The 21499-nt window shown below is 60.5% G+C and carries 21 protein-coding genes, 1 pseudogene and 1 riboswitch; of the genes and pseudogenes, 9 read left to right on the forward strand and 13 right to left on the reverse strand.

Features of this window, described 5'->3' with window-relative positions:
• Positions 1-62: 62 nt before the first annotated feature.
• From AB9L16_RS21295 to AB9L16_RS21310, 4 genes are all read right to left on the reverse strand, one after another.
• On the reverse strand, positions 63-1427 hold the full coding sequence (locus AB9L16_RS21295) for a DUF1329 domain-containing protein (RefSeq protein ID WP_024014265.1): 1365 nt from the start codon (positions 1425-1427) through the stop codon (positions 63-65).
• A 27-nt stretch (positions 1428-1454) separates the two neighbouring features.
• A complete protein-coding gene (locus AB9L16_RS21300; protein WP_056790239.1) occupies positions 1455-3344 on the reverse strand; it encodes a DUF1302 domain-containing protein in 1890 nt (629 codons plus the stop codon).
• 337 nt (positions 3345-3681) lie between these two features.
• On the reverse strand, positions 3682-5364 hold the full coding sequence (locus tag AB9L16_RS21305; RefSeq protein WP_039761335.1) for a fatty acid--CoA ligase: 1683 nt from the start codon (positions 5362-5364) through the stop codon (positions 3682-3684).
• A gap of 268 nt (positions 5365-5632) precedes the next feature.
• Positions 5633-6262 (reverse strand): LysE family translocator, encoded by a 630-nt coding sequence (locus AB9L16_RS21310; RefSeq protein ID WP_056790244.1) that lies wholly within the window; start codon positions 6260-6262, stop codon positions 5633-5635.
• Between the two features lie 240 nt (positions 6263-6502).
• Between AB9L16_RS21310 and AB9L16_RS21315 the strand changes: the two genes are divergently transcribed.
• From AB9L16_RS21315 to AB9L16_RS21325, 3 genes are all read left to right on the forward strand, one after another.
• Positions 6503-7468 (forward strand): 2-hydroxyacid dehydrogenase, encoded by a 966-nt coding sequence (locus AB9L16_RS21315; protein WP_375122674.1) that lies wholly within the window; start codon positions 6503-6505, stop codon positions 7466-7468.
• A gap of 33 nt (positions 7469-7501) precedes the next feature.
• Positions 7502-8500 carry a methyltransferase gene (locus tag AB9L16_RS21320; protein WP_375122675.1) on the forward strand — a complete coding sequence of 333 codons (999 nt, stop codon included), beginning with the start codon at positions 7502-7504 and terminating at the stop codon, positions 8498-8500.
• A gap of 40 nt (positions 8501-8540) precedes the next feature.
• Positions 8541-8663: riboswitch (yybP-ykoY riboswitch) on the forward strand.
• An 89-nt stretch (positions 8664-8752) separates the two neighbouring features.
• On the forward strand, positions 8753-9337 hold the full coding sequence (locus tag AB9L16_RS21325) for a TMEM165/GDT1 family protein (RefSeq protein WP_041479980.1): 585 nt from the start codon (positions 8753-8755) through the stop codon (positions 9335-9337).
• A gap of 157 nt (positions 9338-9494) precedes the next feature.
• Here the strand turns inward: AB9L16_RS21325 and AB9L16_RS21330 are convergent, their stop codons facing one another.
• Complete coding sequence (locus tag AB9L16_RS21330; protein WP_016773242.1) at positions 9495-10313, reverse strand: M48 family metallopeptidase; 819 nt, start codon at positions 10311-10313, stop codon at positions 9495-9497.
• A gap of 1340 nt (positions 10314-11653) precedes the next feature.
• Between AB9L16_RS21330 and AB9L16_RS21335 the strand changes: the two are divergent.
• Positions 11654-11851 (forward strand): annotated as a pseudogene (locus tag AB9L16_RS21335) (HAMP domain-containing protein); the annotation flags it as partial.
• A gap of 111 nt (positions 11852-11962) precedes the next feature.
• Positions 11963-12706 carry a methyl-accepting chemotaxis protein gene (locus AB9L16_RS21340; protein ID WP_371915155.1) on the forward strand — a complete coding sequence of 248 codons (744 nt, stop codon included), beginning with the start codon at positions 11963-11965 and terminating at the stop codon, positions 12704-12706.
• Between the two features lie 205 nt (positions 12707-12911).
• On the opposite strand, the gene AB9L16_RS21345 is transcribed toward AB9L16_RS21340, so the two are convergent.
• Genes AB9L16_RS21345 through AB9L16_RS21355 form a run of 3 tightly spaced genes read right to left on the reverse strand, consistent with a single transcriptional unit; the run spans position 12912 to position 14023 of the window.
• Positions 12912-13535 carry an SOS response-associated peptidase gene (locus tag AB9L16_RS21345; protein ID WP_256809611.1) on the reverse strand — a complete coding sequence of 208 codons (624 nt, stop codon included), beginning with the start codon at positions 13533-13535 and terminating at the stop codon, positions 12912-12914.
• 35 nt (positions 13536-13570) lie between these two features.
• Positions 13571-13831: a putative signal transducing protein gene (locus AB9L16_RS21350; protein ID WP_041479982.1), complete on the reverse strand. Its 261-nt coding sequence runs from the start codon at positions 13829-13831 to the stop codon at positions 13571-13573.
• Between the two features lie 9 nt (positions 13832-13840).
• Entirely contained in the window at positions 13841-14023 is a 183-nt protein-coding gene (locus AB9L16_RS21355; protein WP_041479983.1) for a CPXCG motif-containing cysteine-rich protein, read from the reverse strand.
• A 138-nt stretch (positions 14024-14161) separates the two neighbouring features.
• Between AB9L16_RS21355 and AB9L16_RS21360 the strand changes: the two genes are divergently transcribed.
• Positions 14162-15328, forward strand: a complete 1167-nt coding sequence (locus AB9L16_RS21360) for a 1-acyl-sn-glycerol-3-phosphate acyltransferase (protein WP_041479984.1) — start codon at positions 14162-14164, stop codon at positions 15326-15328.
• A 132-nt stretch (positions 15329-15460) separates the two neighbouring features.
• Here the strand turns inward: AB9L16_RS21360 and AB9L16_RS21365 are convergent, their stop codons facing one another.
• Entirely contained in the window at positions 15461-15739 is a 279-nt protein-coding gene (locus tag AB9L16_RS21365) for a hypothetical protein (RefSeq protein WP_016770663.1), read from the reverse strand.
• A gap of 193 nt (positions 15740-15932) precedes the next feature.
• Between AB9L16_RS21365 and AB9L16_RS21370 the strand changes: the two genes are divergently transcribed.
• Positions 15933-16139, forward strand: a complete 207-nt coding sequence (locus AB9L16_RS21370; RefSeq protein WP_095181665.1) for a hypothetical protein — start codon at positions 15933-15935, stop codon at positions 16137-16139.
• 349 nt (positions 16140-16488) lie between these two features.
• Here the strand turns inward: AB9L16_RS21370 and AB9L16_RS21375 are convergent, their stop codons facing one another.
• A complete protein-coding gene (locus AB9L16_RS21375; RefSeq protein WP_039761315.1) occupies positions 16489-17073 on the reverse strand; it encodes a YajG family lipoprotein in 585 nt (194 codons plus the stop codon).
• Positions 17074-17278: 205 nt separating this feature from the next.
• Here AB9L16_RS21375 and AB9L16_RS21380 point away from each other — a divergent pair, with 205 nt between their 5' ends.
• Positions 17279-17512, forward strand: coding sequence for a hypothetical protein (locus AB9L16_RS21380; protein ID WP_039761314.1), 234 nt, complete (start codon positions 17279-17281; stop codon positions 17510-17512).
• 704 nt (positions 17513-18216) lie between these two features.
• Positions 18217-19725, forward strand: coding sequence for a malate dehydrogenase (quinone) (mqo, locus tag AB9L16_RS21385; RefSeq protein WP_024014277.1), 1509 nt, complete (start codon positions 18217-18219; stop codon positions 19723-19725).
• Positions 19726-19863: 138 nt separating this feature from the next.
• On the opposite strand, the gene AB9L16_RS21390 is transcribed toward mqo, so the two are convergent.
• The 3 genes from AB9L16_RS21390 to AB9L16_RS21400 form a co-directional block, all read right to left on the reverse strand.
• Positions 19864-20151: a PA4642 family protein gene (locus tag AB9L16_RS21390; RefSeq protein ID WP_041479985.1), complete on the reverse strand. Its 288-nt coding sequence runs from the start codon at positions 20149-20151 to the stop codon at positions 19864-19866.
• Between the two features lie 63 nt (positions 20152-20214).
• The gene (locus tag AB9L16_RS21395; RefSeq protein WP_056790257.1) at positions 20215-20694 is read right to left on the reverse strand and encodes a hypothetical protein; all 480 of its coding nucleotides are present in this window, start codon (positions 20692-20694) and stop codon (positions 20215-20217) included.
• 180 nt (positions 20695-20874) lie between these two features.
• Entirely contained in the window at positions 20875-21432 is a 558-nt protein-coding gene (locus AB9L16_RS21400) for a hypoxanthine-guanine phosphoribosyltransferase (RefSeq protein WP_016773231.1), read from the reverse strand.
• Positions 21433-21499: the final 67 nt, after the last annotated feature.

Here is a 21499-nt window from a genome sequence, read left to right on the forward strand (position 1 = left end):
AAAAAACGCCCCGAACCGGTCGGGGCGTTTTCACGAGGATGCGGCCTCGGGTTTACGCAGGTTTAGCGAACACCATCCTGACGCAGAGCGGCCGGGGTGAAGTCGCTGGTGGTGGCGGTGAAGCCGAAGTCATACGCCTGCTTCTCTTCGTTCTTCATGCCCAGTGCCAGATAACGGCCGGACTGCAGGTCGTAGAGGGTTTCGAGGGCGTACCACGGCACTTGCTTGTCGTAGTAGTTCTCGGCATGTGCCTCGGCTACACGCCACAGTTGGCCACGACCGTCGTAGTGGTCGATGACCGCTGCCTGCCAGGTGTCCTCGTCGATGTAGAAGTCACGCTTGGCGTAGATGTGGCGCTGGCCTTCCTTCAGGGTCGCGACCACGTGCCAGACGCGGCGCAGCTCGTAGCGTGCCAGGTCCTGGTTGATGTGACCGGCCTTGATGATGTCCGAGTACTTCAGTTTCGGATCGTCGAGTTTGTAGCTGTCGGAGGCGATGTACATCTCTTTCTTGCCTTCGAGCTTCCAGTCGTAACGATCCGGCGCGCCGTTGTACATGTCCAGGTTGTCCGAGGTACGCAGGCCGTCGGCGGCAGTACCCGGGCCGTCATACGACACTTGCGGTGCACGGCGCACACGACGCTGCCCGGCGTTGTAGACCCACGCCGAGCGTGGCTCTTTGACCTGGTCGAGAGTCTCGTGCACCAGCAGTACGCCACCGGCCAGACGCGCCGGCGCGGTCACTTTCTGCTTGAAGTAGAACAGGATGTTGCCCGGGTTCGCCGGATCGTAATCCTTCATCTTGTCGCGGAACACGAACTGATCCTGGAAGTACACCAGGCTGTACGAGCCGTTCGGTTGCGGCGTGGCCTGGGTCACCAGACGGGTCACGCTCCCGCCGCGATAGCGGGTGATGTGGTTCCAGATCACTTCCACACCGGTTTTCGGGATCGGGAATGGTACGGCGGTATCGAAGTTTTCCAGACCGTTGCCGCCGGACACCAGGTTGGTGCTGGTGGCGTTCTTCTTGATCGCGGCGAACACGTCATCCGGCACGGTGGCGCCGCGATGGGACGGATAGACCGGCATCTTGAAGGTTTCCGGGTAGCGCTTGAACATCGCGTACTGGCCCGGCGCAAGCTTGTCCTTGTACTTGTCGACATCCTTGGCGGTGATGGTGAACAGCGGCTGCTCACTGGCGTAAGGGTTGGACAGGAAGCCCTTGCTGTCGACGCTGCCGGCATTTTTTGGCAGCGGTTTCCAGGCCGGGATCGAACCGTCGGCATTACCGGCCATTTCCGCGCCCATCGGCGTCAGGCTCTTGCCCAGTTTATCCGCTTCGGCAGCAGGCACCGCCGCCATGACACTGGTCGCCAGCAGCGACAGGCCCAGAACACCGGCGTGGAACAGACTCTTTGTTATTTTCATAAATTCGTTCGTCCTGAAATGCAGTGCTTAGAAGTTCACGCCGAAGCTGAGCGCCACGAAGTCGCGGTCATCCACGGTGGTGTACTTGCCGTCGAAGAAATTGGTGTAAGCCAGGCTCGCGGTGTAGGTGTTCTGGTATTCGGCGTCGACGCCCAGGCTGACCGCTTTGCGACCTTCCTCGAAGTTGCCGCCAGGGCCTGGCGAGTAACCGCTGACGTCGTGGGACCAGGCCACGTTCGGCTTCAGGTTCACGCCAGCGAACACGTCGTTGTATTCCCAGATCGCCCGACCACGGTAGCCCCACGACATCGACGTGGTGAAGCCGTCGTTTTCGCAATTGCGGCTGCGGTTGTTCTGCGGCGAACCGGGACCGGCGCCGTTGATCGTGCTGTTGTTGAGGATGTTGGCGCAGGTATCGACTGTGCCAGTAGCCGGCAACTCACCCGGACCGTAGACCGGATCACGGCCGTAACGCTTGTCGGAACGGCTTTCCAGGCCACCGACGTAGGTGGCGCCGACTTCACCGACGAGGGTCAGACGGCTGGCGCCCATGACCTGATCGAAGAAGTGCGTGAAGGTCGTCTGGATCTGGGTGATTTCCTTGCGCTCATAGCCGTGCAGATCCTGACCCGGCACGCCAGTGAGCAGCGAAGCGTTGGTCAGCGCGCCGCCCAGTGGACGCACGCCGGCAAACAGGATGTCGGTGGAGTTCAGTTGTACCGGCGCGTTCGGACGGTAGCTGATCTCACCGCTCCACGCCGTACCGGTAGGCAGGGTGGTGGAGAAACTCAGGCCGTAGAGACGAATGTCTTCCGGGTATTCGATGAAGTAATTCGAATTGCCCGCGACCAGCAGCGGTGCGAGTGCGGCGAACGGCCCCGGCAGCGCGGCGGCAGTGTTGTAGACCGACTGCGGTGCGCCGGTTGCACTGAAGATCGGCGCACGGCTGTGGTAGTTCATGAAGTAGGCGCCGAACTCGGTGTCGAGTGGCTCGAACATGTATTTGAGGGACGCGCCCCACTGCCCGCTGTCGCGCGCGTCACGGTCCGGCCCACGGCGCACCAGCACGCCTTCTTGGTCGACGTTCACACCGTTGGCGGCCAACGGCCCCAAAGCGATCGCCGGAATCTGCGAACGCTTGTTCAGTACGCGCAGATTGCTGTCGCAACCGTCAGCAACGATGTCCGGCTGGGAGAAGAAGGTGCCGCAGTTGTCGACGACGGTCTGGTCCCATTCCAGTTGGTAGAACGCTTCGGCCGAGAGGTTATCGGTGAGGCTCTGCGACACGTAGAACATGTTGACCGGAATCAGGCCTTCCTTGATCTCGGCGCCCGGACGACGGAACGCGGAGACGTCGATCGGGTTGATCGAGTTGATGCCGCCGCCGATGAAGGTACTTTCACCCCAGCTCACTACCTGCTTGCCCAGACGCACGGAGCCCGGCTGATCGGCAATCGCGTAGTTGTGGTAGACGAAGGCGTCGAGGATCTGCCCGCCGGAGGACTTGGCGCCCTCTTTGCGGTTGCTGTCGCTGATGTCCTTGAATTCGCGGCTCTCGTCCTTCAGTTCGAAGTCGTACCAGTATTTGCCACGGACGAACACGCCGGTGTCGCCGTATTTCAATTCAAGGTCATGGATGCCCTTGAAGATCTTCGAAAAGGTTTCGCCGCTCTTGAAGTTGGCGTGCCCGTCATCGGAAGTCTGCGACAGGCCACGGCCGCCGTTGTTGACGCCGATAAGGTTCTTGTTCGGGCTCTGAGTAGACCAACTGGCACCGATCGACAGGGACGAGTCGAACTGGCCTTCGATTTCACCGACGTTGAAACTGACGCCGAATGCAGGCCCGGCGAGCGAGGAGGCAAGACTGACCGCCAGAGGCAGTTTCGCCCGGCGCCAGAACTGGTTTACTGAGGTCATCGACGCTACTCCATGTGCATTATTGTTATGGCAGTGAGTACTTTTAAAAACGCTGTGGAGGACTGGGCGCCAAGGCTGCCCGAAATCGCTCCAGAGTTGCTCGCCCCGATCAGTGCGTGTGCTCCGTTTCTAAAAAGTCCTTGAGCGGACTATATCCAGCGGGTGGTAGTGCTTGATCCCTCTAAAGTGTGATTTGCAGCCGCCAACCACTCTGGAACAGTCCTTTCGCCAGTCCGACACACGTCGGCAGGGCAAGGATGGCTGATTTTTTCGATTTCACAAGCCAAGCGCTTGCTTGGTGGGTCTGGCGCGCCGGTTTCGGCGCGCCAGCAGGCACTCAAAGTGTGGAAAGGAAGGTGCTGTTGTTGGCTTGCCACTCGGTGATGTCGAGGCGAATGCGCTTCTTGTCGAGCTTGCCGACGCTGGTCTTGGGAATTTCGGTAACAAGGGCGATCTGACTGGGGATCGCCCACTTGCTCAAGTGTCCCAGCTCGACGAACGGCTTGAGGTGTTCCTTCAGTTCCCGTGCACCGATCACCTGCCCTTCGCGGACCACCAGCAAGGCAAACGGGCGCTCGCCCCACTGCGGATCGGCGATGCCCACCACTGCTACTTCGCGTACCGCCGCATGCCGGCTGATGAGGTCTTCGAGGTCAAGGGAGGAGATCCACTCGCCGCCGGTCTTGATCACGTCCTTGATGCGATCACGAATATCAATCACGCCCATGCTGTCGAGCGTGGCGACGTCGCCGGTGTGCAACCAGCCACCGGCCCAGAGCTCGGCGCCCTTCTGCGGTTCATTGAAATAGCCTTCGGTCAGCCACGGCGCGCGCAGCACCAGTTCGCCCTGGGTTTCACCGTCGGCGGGAAGGAAATTGCCGTCGCCGTCGACAATCGCCGCTTCGACCAACGGCCCCGGCACGCCAGCCTTGATCCGGTAAGTGGTGCGCTCGTCTTCGCTGCCGGCCATCAGTTCGTCGTTGAGGTGCGCGCAAGACACCAGCGGCCCGGTTTCCGACATGCCGTAAGCGGCTGTCAGCTGAATGCCACGGGCCTTGGCGTTTTCATAAAGACTGCGATTGAGTGCGCTGCCGCCGATGACGATCTTCCAGCCGCCGAAGTCGGCGCCCTGCGCGGCTTTGGCGTTGAGCAGCATCTGCAGGATGGTCGGCACGCAATGGGAAAAGGTGACCTTCTCTTTGCGCCACAACTCCACCAGATACTCCGGATCGTAGCGCCCCGGATAAACCTGCTTGAGCCCGAGCATGGTCGCCACGTACGGCAAACCCCAGGCGTGGACATGGAACATCGGCGTGATCGGCATGTACACATCGTTGGTGCCGAGCAGCCGTACGCTGTCGATCGAACCCATGATCGTCGCCACGCCGATGGTGTGCAGCACCAGTTGCCGATGGGTGAAATACACGCCTTTCGGATTGCCCGTGGTGCCGGTGGTGTAGAACGTGGTGGCGACCGAGTTTTCGTCGAAGTCCTGGAAATCGTATTGCGCGCTGGCAGCGGCCAGCAGTTGCTCGTATTCGCCGACGAGGTTCGGCAGCTCTGCGGTTTTCTCCGGCAGATCGGTCAGCAGCAGGGTTTTCTCCACCGTGGTCAACTGCGGCGCAATGGCCTGATACAGCCCGACGAACTCGCTGTTGACCAGCACGAAGCGGTCCTCGGCGTGGTTCATGGTGTAGAGGATCTGTTCTGGCGACAGACGCACATTGATGGTGTGAATCACCGCGCCGATCATCGGAATGGCGAACATGCATTCCAGATAACGGTGGCTGTCCCAGTCCATCACCGCCACGGTGTCACCAGCCTTGACCCCGGCAGCCGTCAGCACGTTGGCCAGCCGCGCAACCCGCTCGATCAGGGTCGGATAGCTGTAGCGCAACTGGTCGCGGTAGATGATTTCGCGGGTTTTCTCGTAACGGGCGCCGGACATCAGCAACCGTTTGATCAGCAATGGATACTGGTAGGCCCCATCGGCCGGCGGAATGACCCGAGTCTGCAACATAAGAATCCCTTTTCTGACTGCACGGTGTTGGCGGAGAGATTCGTACTCTAGTGCGCCTGCATGACAGTCAAATCAGCCAAAGGAATGATTTGCAGAGCCGTACAAATGCTAGCTTTGCGCCAGCACCCCAGGTATCGGGAAATTGGATATGGCCCCTGTAGGAGCTGCCGAAGGCTGCGATCTTTTGATTTGCTTATGAAAAGACAAGATCAAAAGATCGCAGCCTCGTTGCACTCGTCAGCTCCTACAAGAGAACAATGCGGCCCGGTCAGTGCATCTCGGTGAACGCGATTTTCACGCCGAGAGCGATCAGCACCGCGCCCATGGTGCGGTCGAACCAATGGCCCATGCGGGCGAAGCCGGCGCGCACGCGGTGTTGGCTGAACAGCATCGCCACCAGACAGAACCAGATCGCCGTCGCCACCGCCAGGTAAACGCCGTAACCGGCCTGCACGGCCAGCGGCGTGTGCGGATTGATCACCACGGTGAACAGCGAGAGGAAAAACAGCGTGGCTTTCGGGTTCAGACCGTTGGTGACGAAGCCCGAGGTAAACGCGCCCCGCGCGGTGCGTACGCCGGTTTCCCGGTGCAAATCATCGGTGACGGTTTTCGCCGGTTGCGCGCGCAAGGCCTTGAAGCCGATGTAAAGCAGATACGCGGCGGCGGCCCACTTCAGCGCGTTGAACAGCACGATCGATTGCGACACGATCAGACCGATGCCGAGCAACGAATAGCCGACATGCAGGAAAATCGCCGAGCCCACGCCCAGCGCGGTCCAGGTGCCGGCGCGACGCCCGTGGGTCACGCTCTCGCGCACGACCACGGCAAAGTCCGGGCCGGGGCTGGCAACGGCGAGCAGATGGATCAGGGCAACGGTCAAGAACTCGGTCCAGTACATGGGGGCTCCTCAGGATTCGAATGTTCACACTGGACTCATTGCCGAATGCTTTCCCTGTGGGAGCGAGCCTGCTCGCGAAAGCGCTGGGTAAGCCAACAGAGATGTTGACTGGGCCAGAGCTTTCGCGAGCAGGCTCGCTCCCACAAGAGTTCAAGGCATCTCGGTGTCGAGTAACCAATTGTTTCATCTGGTAGGCTCGGCAGGGTACGCCCTCCGCTCACAGCACAAAAGGTACAGTTGATGACGAACACGCGCCGCGCGGTATTCCTTGATCACCCTTCGCTGGATCTCGGCGATCTGGACCTCGGTCCGTTGCGCGAATGCTTCAGCGACTTGCAGCTGTTCGCCCAGACTCTGCCGGAACAGGTCAGCGAACGCCTGCACGGCGCCAGTGTGGCGATCACCAACAAAGTCGTGATCGACGCTGCTGCCATAGCCGCCAACCCGCAACTGAAACTGATCCTGATCAGCGCCACCGGCACCAACAACGTCGACCTCACTGCCGCCCGCACCCACGGCATCACCGTGTGCAATTGCCAGGCTTACGGCACGCCGTCGGTGGCGCAACACACGATCATGCTGCTGCTCAACCTCGCCACGCGCCTGGCCGACTATCAGAAAGCTGTGAGCGCAGGCCGCTGGCAGCAGGCGAAACAGTTCTGCCTGCTCGACTACCCGATCGTCGAACTGCAAGGCAAAACCCTCGGCCTGCTCGGGCATGGCGAGCTCGGTGGCGCCGTGGCGCGATTGGCCGAAGCGTTCGGCATGCGTGTGTTGCTCGGACAGATTCCGGGGCGCCCTGCTCGACCGGATCGCCTGCCGCTGGAAGAACTGCTGCCGCAGATCGACGCCCTGACCCTGCACTGCCCGCTCAACGAGCACACCCGGCATTTCATCGGCGCCCGCGAACTGGCCTCAATGAAGCCCGGCGCATTTGTGGTCAATACCGCCCGCGGCGGCCTGATTGATGAGCAGGCGCTGGCCGACGCTTTGCGCAGCGGTCATCTCGGCGGTGCGGCCACCGATGTGTTGAGTGTCGAGCCACCGACCCTGGGCAATCCGCTGCTCGCCGCCGATATCCCGCGCCTGATCGTCACCCCGCACAACGCCTGGGGCAGCCGCGAGGCGCGCCAGCGTATCGTCGGGCAACTGAGCGAAAACGCCCAGGCGTTCTTCAGCGGTGAGGCGCTGCGGGTCGTCAGTTGATAAACTGCGGCACTTTTTTTTCAAGGAGCAGTTATGGATCCGCGCAGTGAAGTACTGCTTCGTCAGGCCGAGTTATTCCAGGGTTCGCTGCTGTTGGCCGGCCTGCCCGCCGATGATTTGCTCGGACGCCTGCCCAACGCGTTCGGCTGGTGCTGGCACGCTGGCGATCAAGCCGCACTGAACGCGCGTTTCGAGGGCCGCAGCCAGTTCGGCGTGAATGTCCCGGAGCGCGAGTTCGACAGCGCTGTGGTGTTCCTGCCCAAATCCAAGGACCTGACCGATTACATCCTCAACGCCGTGGCGTCGCGTCTGGCCGGGCGTGAGGTGTTTCTGGTCGGGGAAAAACGCAGCGGCATCGAAGGCGCATCCAAGCAGCTCAATCCGTTTGGCAAGCCGCGCAAACTCGACAGCGCCCGTCACTGCCAGCTCTGGCAAGTCACCGTGGCCAATGCGCCTGAAGCGAAATCCCTGGAAAGTCTTGCGCAGACCTACGAACTGCCCCTGGCCGAAGGGCCGTTGAAAGTCATCAGTTTGCCGGGCGTGTTCAGCCACGGTCGACTGGATCGCGGCAGCGCCCTGCTGCTGGAGCATCTGGACAAACTGCCGAGCGGCCATCTGCTCGACTTCGGTTGCGGCGCCGGCGTGCTCGGGGCTGCGGTGAAACGTCGCTATCCGCACAATCAGGTGACGTTGCTGGATGTCGACGCGTTCGCCGCCGCCAGCAGCCGTCTGACCCTGGCCGCCAACGGCCTGGAGGCGGAAGTGCTGACCGGCGACGGCATCGATGCCGCGCCGATGGGTTTGAGCGCGATTCTGAGCAATCCGCCGTTCCATGTCGGCGTGCACACCGATTATTTCGCTACGGAGAACCTGCTGCGAAAAGCGGCCAAACATCTGAAAAACGGTGGCGAACTGCGCCTTGTGGCGAACAGCTTTCTCAAGTATCAGCCGTTGATCGAGGAGCACCTGGGCGTGTGTGCGATCAAGGCTGAAGGCAACGGTTTCCGGATTTACCGGGCCAAGCGCGGTTGAAAATTTGTTCTTGCCCAATCGGATTTGCCTAGGCAGAATCCGCTCCGTCCTAGGGGAGTAGTCTCCCACGAGCGCCAAGCTCGTCCGGCATACGTCAACATACTTGATCCCCAGATCATGGCGTATGCGACCCAAGCGTCCGCACCAGACGGATCGCAGGGTTTGACAAGACCTATGACACGCACACCTTACCCGGGGCGGGAAGGCTGTACGTGTCATAGCCGTGTCGACCCGCCCCTTAGGAAATCCCTGATGCTGGACTCGTTACTCGTTCCCACCGCTATCGTTGCCTTGGCCGAAATCGGCGACAAGACGCAACTGCTCGCGCTGATTCTCGCCGCTCGCTTTCGCAAACCCTGGCCGATCATCGCCGGGATTGTCGCCGCGACTTTGGCCAACCACGCAGCAGCCGGTGCGGTAGGTGCCTGGGTCGGCAGTTTCTTCTCCGACGCCGTTCTGCACTGGATCCTCGCCGCCAGCTTCGCCGCCACGGCACTGTGGACGCTGGTCCCGGACAAGATGGATGACGACGAGGCCAGCACGGCGCGCAAGTTCGGGCCGTTCCTGACCACACTGATCGCGTTCTTCCTCGCGGAAATCGGCGACAAGACCCAGATCGCCACGGTGATGCTCGCCGCGCAATATCCGGAACTTTGGCTGGTGATCATCGGCACCACCGTGGGCATGCTGATTGCCAACGTGCCGGTGGTACTGGCGGGTAACTTTGCCGCAGAGAAACTGCCGCTGACCCTGATCCGCCGCCTCGCGGCTTCGGCGTTCATGATTCTGGCGATTGTTGCGGTTTATAAAGCGATGCAGAGCAGTGGCTGGGTTTAACCCCGTCTACTGAACTACCCAAAACCTGTGGTGAGGGGATTTGAAGGATCGTTCCCACGCTCTGCGTGGGAATGCCTCAAGGGACGCTCCGCGTTCCAATGGGACGCAGAGCGTCCCGGGCTGCATTCCCACGCAGAGCGTGGGAACGATCATTGGCTCAGGACTTCGGGGCTTTTTCGTACAACGGCATCACCTTCGGAATCGCTGCCTGCAACGCAGCAATGCGGCTGCTGGATGCCGGGTGAGTGCTCATGAATTCCGGTGGCGCGCCTTCGGAAGCCTTGCTCATCTTGTCCCACAGGGTGATCGCCGCGTTCGGGTTGTAGCCGGCGCGGGCGGCCAGTTCCAGGCCGATCAGGTCAGCCTCGTTTTCGTTGGCGCGGCTGTTGGGCAAGGTCATGCCGTAGTTGGCCACGGTGTCGGCCAGCGCAAGGCTGTCCTGACCCAGACCAAACAAGGCACCGGCGCCTTGCTTGGCCATCTCCATCCCGTATGCCTTGGACATCGCTTCACGACCGTGCTCGCGCAGGGCGTGGGCGATTTCATGGCCCATGACCGCAGCGATCTCATCGTCGGTGAGTTTCAGGCTGTCGATCAGCCCGGTGTAGAAAATGATCTTGCCGCCGGGACCGCAGTTGGCGTTGAGCTCATCGCTCTTGATCAGATTGACTTCCCATTGCCACTGCGCCGCGTCCGGGCGGAAGGTCGGCGCCTGGGCGATCAAGCGGTTGGCGATGGTCTGCACGCGTTTGGCTTCCGGGCTGGTCTTGTCCAGCACACCTTTGCTCGACGCCTCGCCGACAGTCTTCTGATACGACTGCGCGTACATCTGATCGACCTCTTGCGAGGACAGCATGCTGAACATGTACTGCTTGCGCTCCACGCCCACGGCGCCGCCGCTGGTGGTGTTGACCGACTGACAACCGGCCAGCAACAGCGCTGCGCTCAAAGCACTTACCACTAATGTCTTGTTCATTCAAAAGCTCCCTGAAAACCTGAGGCGTATCCTAGGCGGCTAATTGTATTGGCGCCAGATACAACGGACGCATTGCGCGTACATCCACCTAAGGCCGCAAGACTGGCTGGAAATTCCTCAACGCGCATTGAATCCGCCGTGCACCGATCCATCAGCGACATCGCGCGGCGATTCCGACCAGCGTCTCTCATGGCCGCGCCCACCCCGCCGATAAATCCCTCGCAGATTGTCCTCTTGCGTGCGGAGCTCCCATGAAGTTCAAGTCGATCCAGTTTTCCGTCGCCGCTCTGGCCGGCGCCATCGTTCTCAGCGTGGTCGCGGCGCTGGTGCTGTACGCGCTGTTTTCCGGCGCCCGCACTCAAGAAATGGTGCAACAGCGCACCCAGGCGCAGTTCGAGCAAGTCATCGAACAGCGCCTGACTTCGCTGGCGCAGACCCAGGTCAGCCAGATCCAGCGCGAACTCGAAGCGCCGCTGCTGATTGCCGGCGGCCTGGTGCGCGTCAACGCCCTGCTCGGTACAACCGGCGCCGACGGCCAGCCGCGCCTGAGCGTCAGCCGCGAGCAACTGATCAGCCTGATCAAGGAAAACGTCGAAAAGAACCCGAAGATTCTCGGCACCTACATCGGCTGGGAAAAAAACGCACTGGACCACAATGACGCGGCCTACATCGGCAGCGCCGTGGTCGGTATCGATCCAGCCAATGGACGTTTCCTGCCGTGGTGGTTCCGCAATACCGACGGCAGTCTGGGCGTGGACAAACTGGCCGATGTCGACGATCAGAAAACCTTGTCCACCGGGGTGCGCGCCAGCGAGTACTACCTGTGCTCGAAAGAGACGAAGAAACCCTGCGTGATCGACCCGGCACCGTACAAGGTCGGCGACAAGATCGTCATGCTCGCCTCGTTCATTGAACCGATCATGGTCAACGGCGCGTTCCAAGGCATCGTCGGCGCCGACCTCTCGGTGAACTTCATTCAGGACATGCTCCTCGCCGCCAACCATAAGCTTTACAGCGGCGCCGGTGAAATGGCCCTGGTCGGCGGCAATGGGCGGATCGTTGCCTATACCAAGGATTCGAGCAAATTCGGCGAAAAAGTCAGCGACATCCTCGACGCCGAACAGGCCAGCAATCTCGCCAACCTCAAGCGCGACGAGGTCACCTATTCGGTGAATCAGGCCAAGGGCCGCATCGAACTGTACCTGCCGTTCGGCATCGGCCAGACCGACGCACGCTGGACACTGATGCTGCAATTGCCGCTCAACGCGGTCATGGCCGATCTGCAAAACCTCCAGGCTGATCTTGATGCCCAGCGCAAATCCGACACCTTCGGCATGGCCATGGTCGGCCTGATCATCGCCGGCATCGGCCTGCTGGTGATCTGGCTGGTGGGCCACGGCATTGCGCGGCCACTCAAACAAATGGTCGCCATGCTCGATGACATCGCTCAGGGCGAAGGCGATCTGACCCGGCGCTTGAGCAGCGACCGCAGCGATGAACTGGGCTCGATTGCCAAAGGCTTCAACACCTTCCTCGGCAAGTTGCAGGCGATGATCACCCAGGTGGTGACCTCGGTGCAGAGCGTCAGCGATTCCTCGGAACACACCGCCGACATCGCCATCCGCACCAACATCGGCGTGCAGAAACAAATGGCCGAAATCGATCAAGTGGCGACAGCGGTGCAGGAAATGACCGCTACCGCCCAGGACGTGGCGCGCAACGCCACCCAGGCAGCACAAGCGGCAAGCCACGCCGATCAGGCCGCCAGCCAGGGCATGCAGATCGTCCGCGACACCTCGAATTCGATTGGCGTACTGGCGGTGGAAATCGGCAAGGCTGTCGAGGTGGTGCAGACGCTGGCCAAGGACAGCGAAAACATCAACGCCATCCTCACTGCCATTCGCGGCATCGCTGAACAGACCAATCTGCTGGCACTGAACGCGGCGATCGAAGCCGCGCGCGCCGGCGAGCAGGGTCGCGGTTTTGCCGTGGTCGCCGACGAGGTGCGCAATCTGGCGCAGAAAACCCAGAAGGCCACCGAAGAAATCCAGAGCATGATCCAGCAGTTGCAACAGGGCACCCGCGATGTGGTGCGCGTCATGGAAGACAGCCAGAACCGCACCGACGAAAGCGTGCAACACGCGGCGAAAGCGGCCGAAGCGCTGGAAACGATCACCCAGGCCGTGTCGGTGATCAACGACATGAACACGCAGATCGCCAGTGCGGCAGAAGAGCAAAGCGCAGTGGCCGACGACATCAACCGCAATGTGATCAACATAGGTCAGGTGGCGAATGAAGTGGCCGGCGGTGCGGATGAATCGAGTTCGGCGAGCGCCGGGTTGACCAAACTGGCGGAACAGCAGCGGCGGTTGATCAATCAATTCAAGGTCTGAAAGATCAAGAGCCCCTCACCCTAGCCCTCTCCCGGAGGGAGAGGGGACCGACCGCGATGTCTTGCGCTATACATCGACCTGAAAAAAACAGTCGATTATGGATTCACAACAGATCGTTCAGGTCGGTGTACCTCTGAAGTATCCCCATTCGGCTCCCTCTCCCTCCGGGAGAGGGCTGGGGTGAGGGGCTTTTGATCCACGCAAATCAAGCCGGGGTCAAACACTCCGGCCCATTCAACTTCGGATCATTCACCAGATTCGCCAACACCCGCTCACGCAGCGCCGCCGGTTCACTGGCGAGCAAACCCTGCAACACATGAAGCGGCGTTTCGGGATCAAGCCAGGCAGCCTGCCCCGCTTCATCGAGAATCAACGGTCGCCGCTGACTCGCCGCCGATTGAGTGATCACTGCCGTGCTCAGCCAGACCTGTTCCTGCACCGGATACGCTTCCCAGATCGCGGCGAAAAACAACGATGAGCCCTCCCCCGGCGTCAACCAGTACGGTCGCTTGCGCTGGGTGCCGCGCCATTCGTAGAAACCGTTGGCCGGCAGCAGGCAACGCCGCAGACGCAGCGCCTCACGAAACATCGGCTGCTCGGCCACGGTTTCGGCGCGAGCATGGGCCGGGGTCTTCGACAGATCGGTCAGCCACGGCGGTGTCAGGCCCCAGCGCGCACGGGCCAACGTGCGCTGGCCGCCTTCGTCGGCACGCAGCATCAACACCGAATCATTGGGGGAAATGTTCCACTGCGCCTGTTGATCGGCGGGAAAACCTGGCAGGGCCGCAAAGTCGCGGTTCCAGCGAAACAGGGCATAACGTCCACACATGGGGCAACATAACTCTGAATAAAACCAGCGCCAGCCTAACAGACCAGCGTCCCGGGGAAGCTCTCCGGTTCGTCGCCGTGCAGCGGCAGCGCGGCATTGTACAAGTTGATCAGCTCGCGGGCGTATTCGGCCTGATCGTTATCCACCGACAGCCCGAGCAGGCCGAAGATCGGCAGTTCACCCGTACCGCCCACCAGATCACAGCCGATCAGGTGCGCCTCGATTCCTTCGTTGGCGAGCATGCCCTTGAGCATCTCCCCTTCCATCAGGTTCGCCGGTTCGTAGATGCGCTGCATACGCGGCCCTCACTCGTTTTCGCTGAAGACTTCCAGATGCCACTCGTCTTCATGGACTTGCAGGACAAAGGTGATCGGACGACAGCACACCTGGCAATCCTCGATATACGTTTGATCGCCGCCGGACAAATCCAGCGTGGTCTCGACTTCCTCACCGCAATACGGACATTCATACCGTGCATCTTCCAGCATCGCGGTCTCCCAAGTGACTTGTGCGTATAATCGCCGGTCTATTTGCAGGGCTATTTTTGTCTGGCTACTTTTCAGACCGTGCCCCGCGGGTTTTCGATCAAACCCTTTACTTACCCTAGCCGTTTCCAACAAGAGAGCATGATGGGCGAATTCGATGCCATCCGACCTTACGACGACAGCGAAGTACCTGCGGTACTGGCAAGGCTGCTCGGCGACAAGGCGTTTCTAGATATCCTCACCCACTTCCGCTTCCCGCGTTTTGCCGGTGCCTTCGGCTGGATGCTCAAACCTCTTATAGCCCATCGGCTGCGTCGTGAGTTTGCCGACGTGAATTCCGTGGCTACCTTACAGGACAAAGTCGAGTTCTACGTCGACCACACCATCGAGCGCGCCACCGACGGCGTGACCTATACCGGTGTCGAGCAGTTCAAGTCCGGCAGCGCCTACCTGTTCATCGCCAACCACCGGGATATCGTCATGGACCCGGCCTTCGTCAACTACGCGGTGTACCACGCCGGCCTGCCGACGCCGCGCATCGCGATTGGCGACAACCTGCTGCAGAAGCCGTTTGTCAGTGACCTGATGCGCTTGAACAAGAGCTTCATCGTCCACCGTTCGATCACCGGCCGTCGCGAAAAAATGGCGGCGTATCAATTGCTGTCGGCGTACATCAATCACTCGATCCGCAACGATTGCGCCTCGATCTGGATTGCTCAGGCTGAAGGTCGGGCGAAGGACGGCGACGACCGCACCGAGTCGGCGATCCTCAAGATGTTCCACATGAGCCGCAAGGACGAGCCGTTCGGCGAAGTGATCCGCTCGCTCAACGTGACGCCGGTGTCGATCAGCTATGAGTACGACCCCTGCGACCAGGCCAAGGCCCGCGAACTCTACATCCGCGCCACCACCGGCACCTACGCCAAGGCGCCGGGCGAGGATGACGTGAGCATTGCCAAGGGCATCACCGGCTACAAGGGCCGGGTCCACGTGAACTTTGCCGCGCCGATCACTGAGGTGTTCGAGGACACCAAGCAATTGGCGATCGAGATGGACAAGCAGATTCTCGGCGGCTACCGGTTGTTCCCGGTGCATTATCTGGCGTACGCGCAGTGGGCGGATGCCGATCCGCAACTGAATGTGCCGACGGCGGCCGAGGTGTTCCCGGCTGACGAACTGGCCAAGGCGCAGGATGAGTGGCAAAGCCGACTGGATGCGTGCCCCGCTGAGCATCGTCCGTACCTGGTGCTGCAATATGCGACGCCGGTGCGCAATCAGTATCGGGTCAAGGCTGGACTGCCGCTGTAGGCAACGGCTGTGGCGAGGGGATTTATCCCCGTTGGAGTGCGCAGCGCTCCCAAGTTTTTACCTGAGAAAAACGGGGCCTGCTACGCAGTCCAGCGGGGATAAATCCCCTCGCCACAGGGTTTGCTTTTGCTTTCAGAAGCGCGTGCTGATCCAGGAGACGATCAAAGCAAGCCCCAGGCAAGCAAATCCGAAGCGATAGAAAAACCGGTTCATGCGCAACGTCGCCCAATCGAGCATCGGCTCGGCATTGGGCTGCGCCTGGCGCTGTGCCGCCAGACTGGCCTGGGCGCGTTGCTCACGGCGGCGGGTCGCGTGCAGCAGCCAGCTGCCCGGAAAGGCCAGGAGCAAGGCCAGCAGGTTGATCAACTTGGCGGGATGGGCGGTAAACAGCGTCATCAAGTGCAGCGACATCACAGACCTCGAACTTAACCGGTGTGGCAGACGCCAGACCGACGACCGCGGCGCGAATTCTACCCAAACCCTGACGCCCTGCCCCAGCCTTTGCGACAAATAACCTGACAATCGACCGATGGCTGTCCTGTGTCATGGCATCGTCACGTGGATGCTTCACCCTGCGCGCCTCGAAACCCGAATGGAATGCGACATGCTGCACGCGGAAAACCAGGATCGTCTGTACCTCATCACTCCTTACGACGACCAGCAAAGCCTGATCGGCAGCCTTGCCTTCAACGTGCAGGATCGGCACTGGCTGGTGTATTGCGCGCTGGGCGGGCATCAGCATGCGGACCTGCCCGAGACCGATTTGTTGACTGGCGTGAGCGTGCTTGATTTCTATTCCCAGGCTGCCTGAACGTCAAAAGCACCCTCACCCTAGCCCTCTCCCCGAGGGAGAGGGGACTGACTGAGGTGTTTGCGGTAGATACGCCGACATGAGATACCGCGCCGAATTCAGGTTTTGAAGCACACGCGATCGGCTCCCTCTCCTTGGGGACAGGGTACTGACCTAGGTGTTTGCGGTAGATACGCCGACATGAGATACCGCGCCGAATTCAGGTTTTGAAGCACACGCGATCGGCTCCCTCTCCCTCGGGAGAGGGCTGGGGTGAGGGGAATCGATTTCCCATACGACACAAATCTCAGATCCACAAAAAAGCCCGGAACCATCACTGGCCCCGGGCTTTTTCACATCTACGGAAAACTTACTCAGCCAGAACCTGACCCACGGTCGGGTCCTTGAACAGACGCGTCAGTGCGTCACTCAATACATCGCTGACCAGTTTGGTATTGGTCTCCTGATTCGGCGCCATGCCGAAGCGCTGGTCCAGCGACGCACCGTAACGGCCGCTGTAACGGCGGTTGGCGTTCTGCACGTCGGAGCGGAAGGTCGCGCCGATGGTGGCTTCGGTCACGTACATGCCTTCTTTCGGCGACTGGTATTTCAGCTCGGCCAGGGTCACGGTCAGCTGCGGCGCGTTAGGTGCGCTGGTGGTCGGGGTGAAGCCGAGCAGACGTACGGCAGCTTCGGCCTGGGCCTGCAGCTTCGGCAGGATCTGCTCGCGCTGCACGGTGATGGCGCTGGTTTCCGGATACAGACCGCCACGGGTACCGAGGGTCGGCGACGGACGACCGTCGACCACACGCACGATGACAGGCTGGCCGCGACCGACCGCTGGCAGTTGCGTGGTCAGCTTCGGCTCCGGATTCAGTTGTTGCGGGCTGTGGGCGCAGCCGGCGAGGGTCAAACCGGCGACAGTGATCAAACCGAACAACAGGCGTTGCAACATGCTCTTCTCTCCAGAATCAGGCACAAACAGGCCGGCAGTATAGCGGTGGGCCACTGCGCGTAACCAGCGTCGCACAGTGAATACTGAAATGTCTGACAAACCCCGCCGAAAGCGGTTCCTGTCACACATTCTTCACCGTCCATACACCGCGACGTCACGGCCCACCGGCAAGCTTCACAGCAGTCCTCCTTCAAGGAACTCTGCCATGCGTTATCTGATCTCGCTGTTCGCCCCACGCCCGCTGCATCGCAGCTTTGCCCTGCTCGACCGCAACGGTCATTGCCAGGCCTTCAAGCAGTGCAGCCTGCAACCGATGGGCGACGGCTGGGTGGAAATCGAAGAAATCCGCCTGACCTGGCTGAACCAGCCGCTGCCCGCCAGCGCCCGGGTCGTACCGCGACAAATGCGCGCACGGGGTCAGGTGCAGTTGAGCATCTGACCGGATGCCTAATAAAAGTCATTAAACACGAGCAACTGCGCGCATTTCTTCGCTACAATCTCCCCCCGATTATAAGGACGTCTCCTGATCGGGCCCCGCAACAGCGTCAATGCGCATGCATCGACATCAAAATCGCCCACAGAGAGCCGCCCACACAGATCGAGTGAAGTTGGCGCGCTTGCCTGTTCTTCCGGCAAAAACCCGCTTTTCGCGAATCTGCAGAGCTGTCATTCGCTCGGCCACCGCGTTGTTTTGCCCTAGCGGGCAGGTGCCAGGCCAAGGCAGCCCTTTTTTGAGGTTCACGTCTTCAAAAGAGCGTGAAAAAAACGGGTTTTCACAACTTCACAAGAGTGTGGCGAGCAAATGAATAGTTTTGCGTCTGAACATGCACCATTAGCGTCTGAAACAGCCCAACGACACAGGACCGGGTATACCTCGAACATCGGAGCCTGAAGCCTGTCCGCTACGGATTTGGTTGCACGAAAACGGATGACTCGACCATAAGTCGAATTGCCAGCCCTGCGCGAAAATGCGTTCATTGAACGCTTGAAACCAGGCCGCACGCATCCGTCGAAGTTGCGAAAAATTGCGAAGATTCGGACATGGCCCACCTGACCACGGATAGCCCGGGCCCACTGACCTGCCCTGGAACGCCTGGCAGCCATGCCGACAATTTGGTGCTGCAGATTTGGGAGACGCGTTAAATGGCGCATAACGAAGCAGTCGACGTAGTTCTGGTAGGGGCCGGTATCATGAGTGCCACCCTGGCCGTACTGCTCAAAGAGCTCGACCCCGCGATCAAGCTGGAAGTCGTCGAGTTGATGGATTCCGGCGCCGCCGAGAGTTCCAATCCGTGGAACAACGCCGGTACCGGTCACGCCGGCCTGTGCGAGCTGAACTACACCCCGCAGGCTGCCGATGGCAGCGTCGACATCAAGAAAGCCGTGCACATCAACACCCAGTTCGAGGTGTCGAAGCAGTTCTGGTCGTACCTGACCAAGAAGGGCACGTTCGGCTCGTGCAAATCCTTCATCAGCCCGGTACCGCACCTGAGTTTCGTTCAGGGCGAAAGCGGTGTGTCGTTCCTCAAGGAGCGCTTCAATGTCCTGAGCAAGCACCACGCGTTTGCCGACATGGAGTACACCGAAGACAAAGGCAAGATGGCCGAGTGGATGCCGCTGATGATGCCGGGCCGCTCGCCCGACGAAGTCCTCGCCGCCACCCGTGTGATGAACGGCACCGACGTCAACTTCGGCGCCCTGACCAATCAGTTGCTCAAGCACCTGAGCAGCGCCCCGGACACTCAGGTCAAATACTGCAAGCGCGTGACCGGCCTCAAGCGTAACGGCGCCGGCTGGACCGTCAGCATCAAGGACGTCAACAACGGCAACACCCGCGAAGTCGACGCAAAGTTTGTCTTCCTCGGTGCCGGTGGCGCGGCCCTGCCGTTGCTGCAGGCGTCGGGCATCGAAGAAAGCAAAGGCTTCGGCGGCTTCCCGATCAGTGGCCAGTGGCTGCGTTGCGATAACCCGGAAGTGGTCAAGCACCACCAGGCCAAGGTCTACAGCCAGGCGGCCGTGGGTTCGCCACCGATGTCGGTGCCGCACCTCGACACTCGCGTCGTCGACGGCAAGAAATCCCTGCTGTTCGGGCCATACGCCGGTTTCACCACCAAGTTCCTCAAGCATGGCTCCTTCATGGACCTGCCAATGTCGGTGCGCGCTGGCAACATCGGGCCGATGCTGGCGGTGGCGAAAAACAACATGGACCTGACCAAGTACCTGGTCAGCGAAGTGATGCAGTCAATGGAACAGCGTCTGGAATCGCTGCGCCGTTTCTACCCGCAGGCGAAAGCCGAAGACTGGCGCCTGGAAGTGGCCGGCCAACGGGTGCAGATCATCAAGAAGGACCCGAAAAAGGGCGGCATCCTGCAGTTCGGTACCGAACTGGTCGCGGCGAAGGACGGCTCCCTCGCCGCCCTGCTCGGCGCTTCGCCAGGCGCGTCGGTGACCGTTTCGATCATGCTCGAACTGATCGAGAAGTGCTTCCCGGCCAAGGCGTCCGGCGAGTGGGCAAGCAAACTGGCCGAGATCTTCCCGGCCCGTGAAAAGGTTCTGGAAACCGATGCTGCGCTGTATCGCAAGATCAACACGCAGAACAACATCGCCCTGGAACTGGTTGAAGAAAGCAGCGAGACGCCAAGCTTCGCTTGATCTTGCGGCATGAAAAAACGCCCCGATCGGGGCGTTTTTTCATGGCCTTGAAAAGCAAAAGATCGCAGCCTTCGGCAGCTCCTACACGGGATTGATTTACACCCTGTAGGAGCTGCCGCAGGCTGCGATCTTTTGATCTTAAGAGCGGGACTTTTCGATCAGCTCGATGTAGTCCGGGGCGTTGCGCTGATCGGCGATCAGGTCAACAAAGGTCTTGCCCTGCTCATCCTTGCCATCAACGTCATAACCCGCCGCAACGAAGAAGCCCAGAAAGCGCTCGAAATCATCGATGCGCAAACCGCGATAGGCCTTGATCAGTTTGTGCAGCGACGGCGAAGTGGCGTCGACCGGCTCAAAATCGAGGAACAGCTTGATCTGCTCATCGCCGATCTCGTCACCAATCACTTGTTTCTTATCTTTACGCATTGCCGACTCCAGCTCGCAGACATGACACGGGGCGGGCAGTTTACCCTTGCCCGGCCGCCCGGCTCAACGCGGACGAATCGCCCCGGTATGAAGATCGGCCCAGATATGGCCATTGGCATAACTGAGGAACTGCACATACACCGTGTCGTTGCGCAGCAGATCCATCACCACGCGGTACTGAGCGAGCGGATAGAACAGCGTCAGGGTTTTGCTTTTGTCGTCGTAGGCCGGTTTTTTCAGGCTTTTGCTTTCGCCGTCGAAACTCACCAGCACCTGGTTGATGTTCGCGCCTTTGTTCAGAGACTTGCCCTTGAGGCGGATCAACAAGGATGAGGTGACCGGAATCGGCTGCTGATTGGACTGGCGCTGCGCACCGACCACCACCGAATACTCGCTGACTTGCAGCAGTTGCTGCTGCTCGGGTTCAGCGTCGCGCAGGGTCAGATCGTCCGGCGGCAGGAACTGGCTGTGCATCGGCGCGGCGGACAGCGGCAGGCTGAGGGACAGCAACAGGGCGGCGAGACTGCGGATCAAGAGGCGCATGACAGGCTCCGGGGGGCGGGGCCGAGCACTCTAGCATGGCTGTCGCGCAAGGATCAGCACACACAAAAACAACTGTGGGAGCGAGCCTGCTCGCGAAAGCGGTGTGTCAGTTTTCAATGATGCTGACTGACACGACGCCTTCGCGAGCAGGCTCGCTCCCACAGGGGGCAATGCAGGTTCTTACATGCCTTTAACGGCGTAAATCCCGTTGGCGTTGCGCCAGTAGCCTTTGTAGTCCATGCCATAACCGAAGATGTAGCGGTCGATGCACGGCAGGCCGACGAAATCGGCTTTCAGGTCAGGACGTGCCTTGCGGTCGTGGTCCTTGTCGATCAGCACGGCGGTGTGCACTTTGCGTGCGCCGGCGTGTTTGCAGAAGTCGATGATCGCGCCCAGGGTGTGACCTTCATCGAGGATGTCGTCGATGATCAGCACGTCGCGGTCGATGAACGAGACTTCCGGCTTGGCTTTCCAGAACAGGTCGCCGCCGCTGGTTTCGTTGCGATAACGGGTCGCGTGCAGGTAGGACGCTTCCAGCGGGAATTGCAGATGCGTCAGCAGTTTGCCGGAGAAGATCAGGCCGCCGTTCATCACGCAGAACACCACCGGATTGCTGTCAGCCAGTTGTTCGTTGATTTGTGCACCGACGCGAGCGATGGCCGCCTCGACTTCAGACTCGGTGTACAGGCAGTCAGCCTCTCGCATGATTTGACGGATATGCTCGAGATCAGCGGACATGGCGCTCTCCAGGGGTTGGCGGAATTGGAAAAGCGGGCAAAGGTACGCATCCCGCGAGGTCGAATCA

The sequence above is a fragment of the Pseudomonas sp. LW8 genome (assembly GCF_041956865.1).
GTDB lineage: Bacteria > Pseudomonadota > Gammaproteobacteria > Pseudomonadales > Pseudomonadaceae > Aquipseudomonas > Aquipseudomonas siliginis.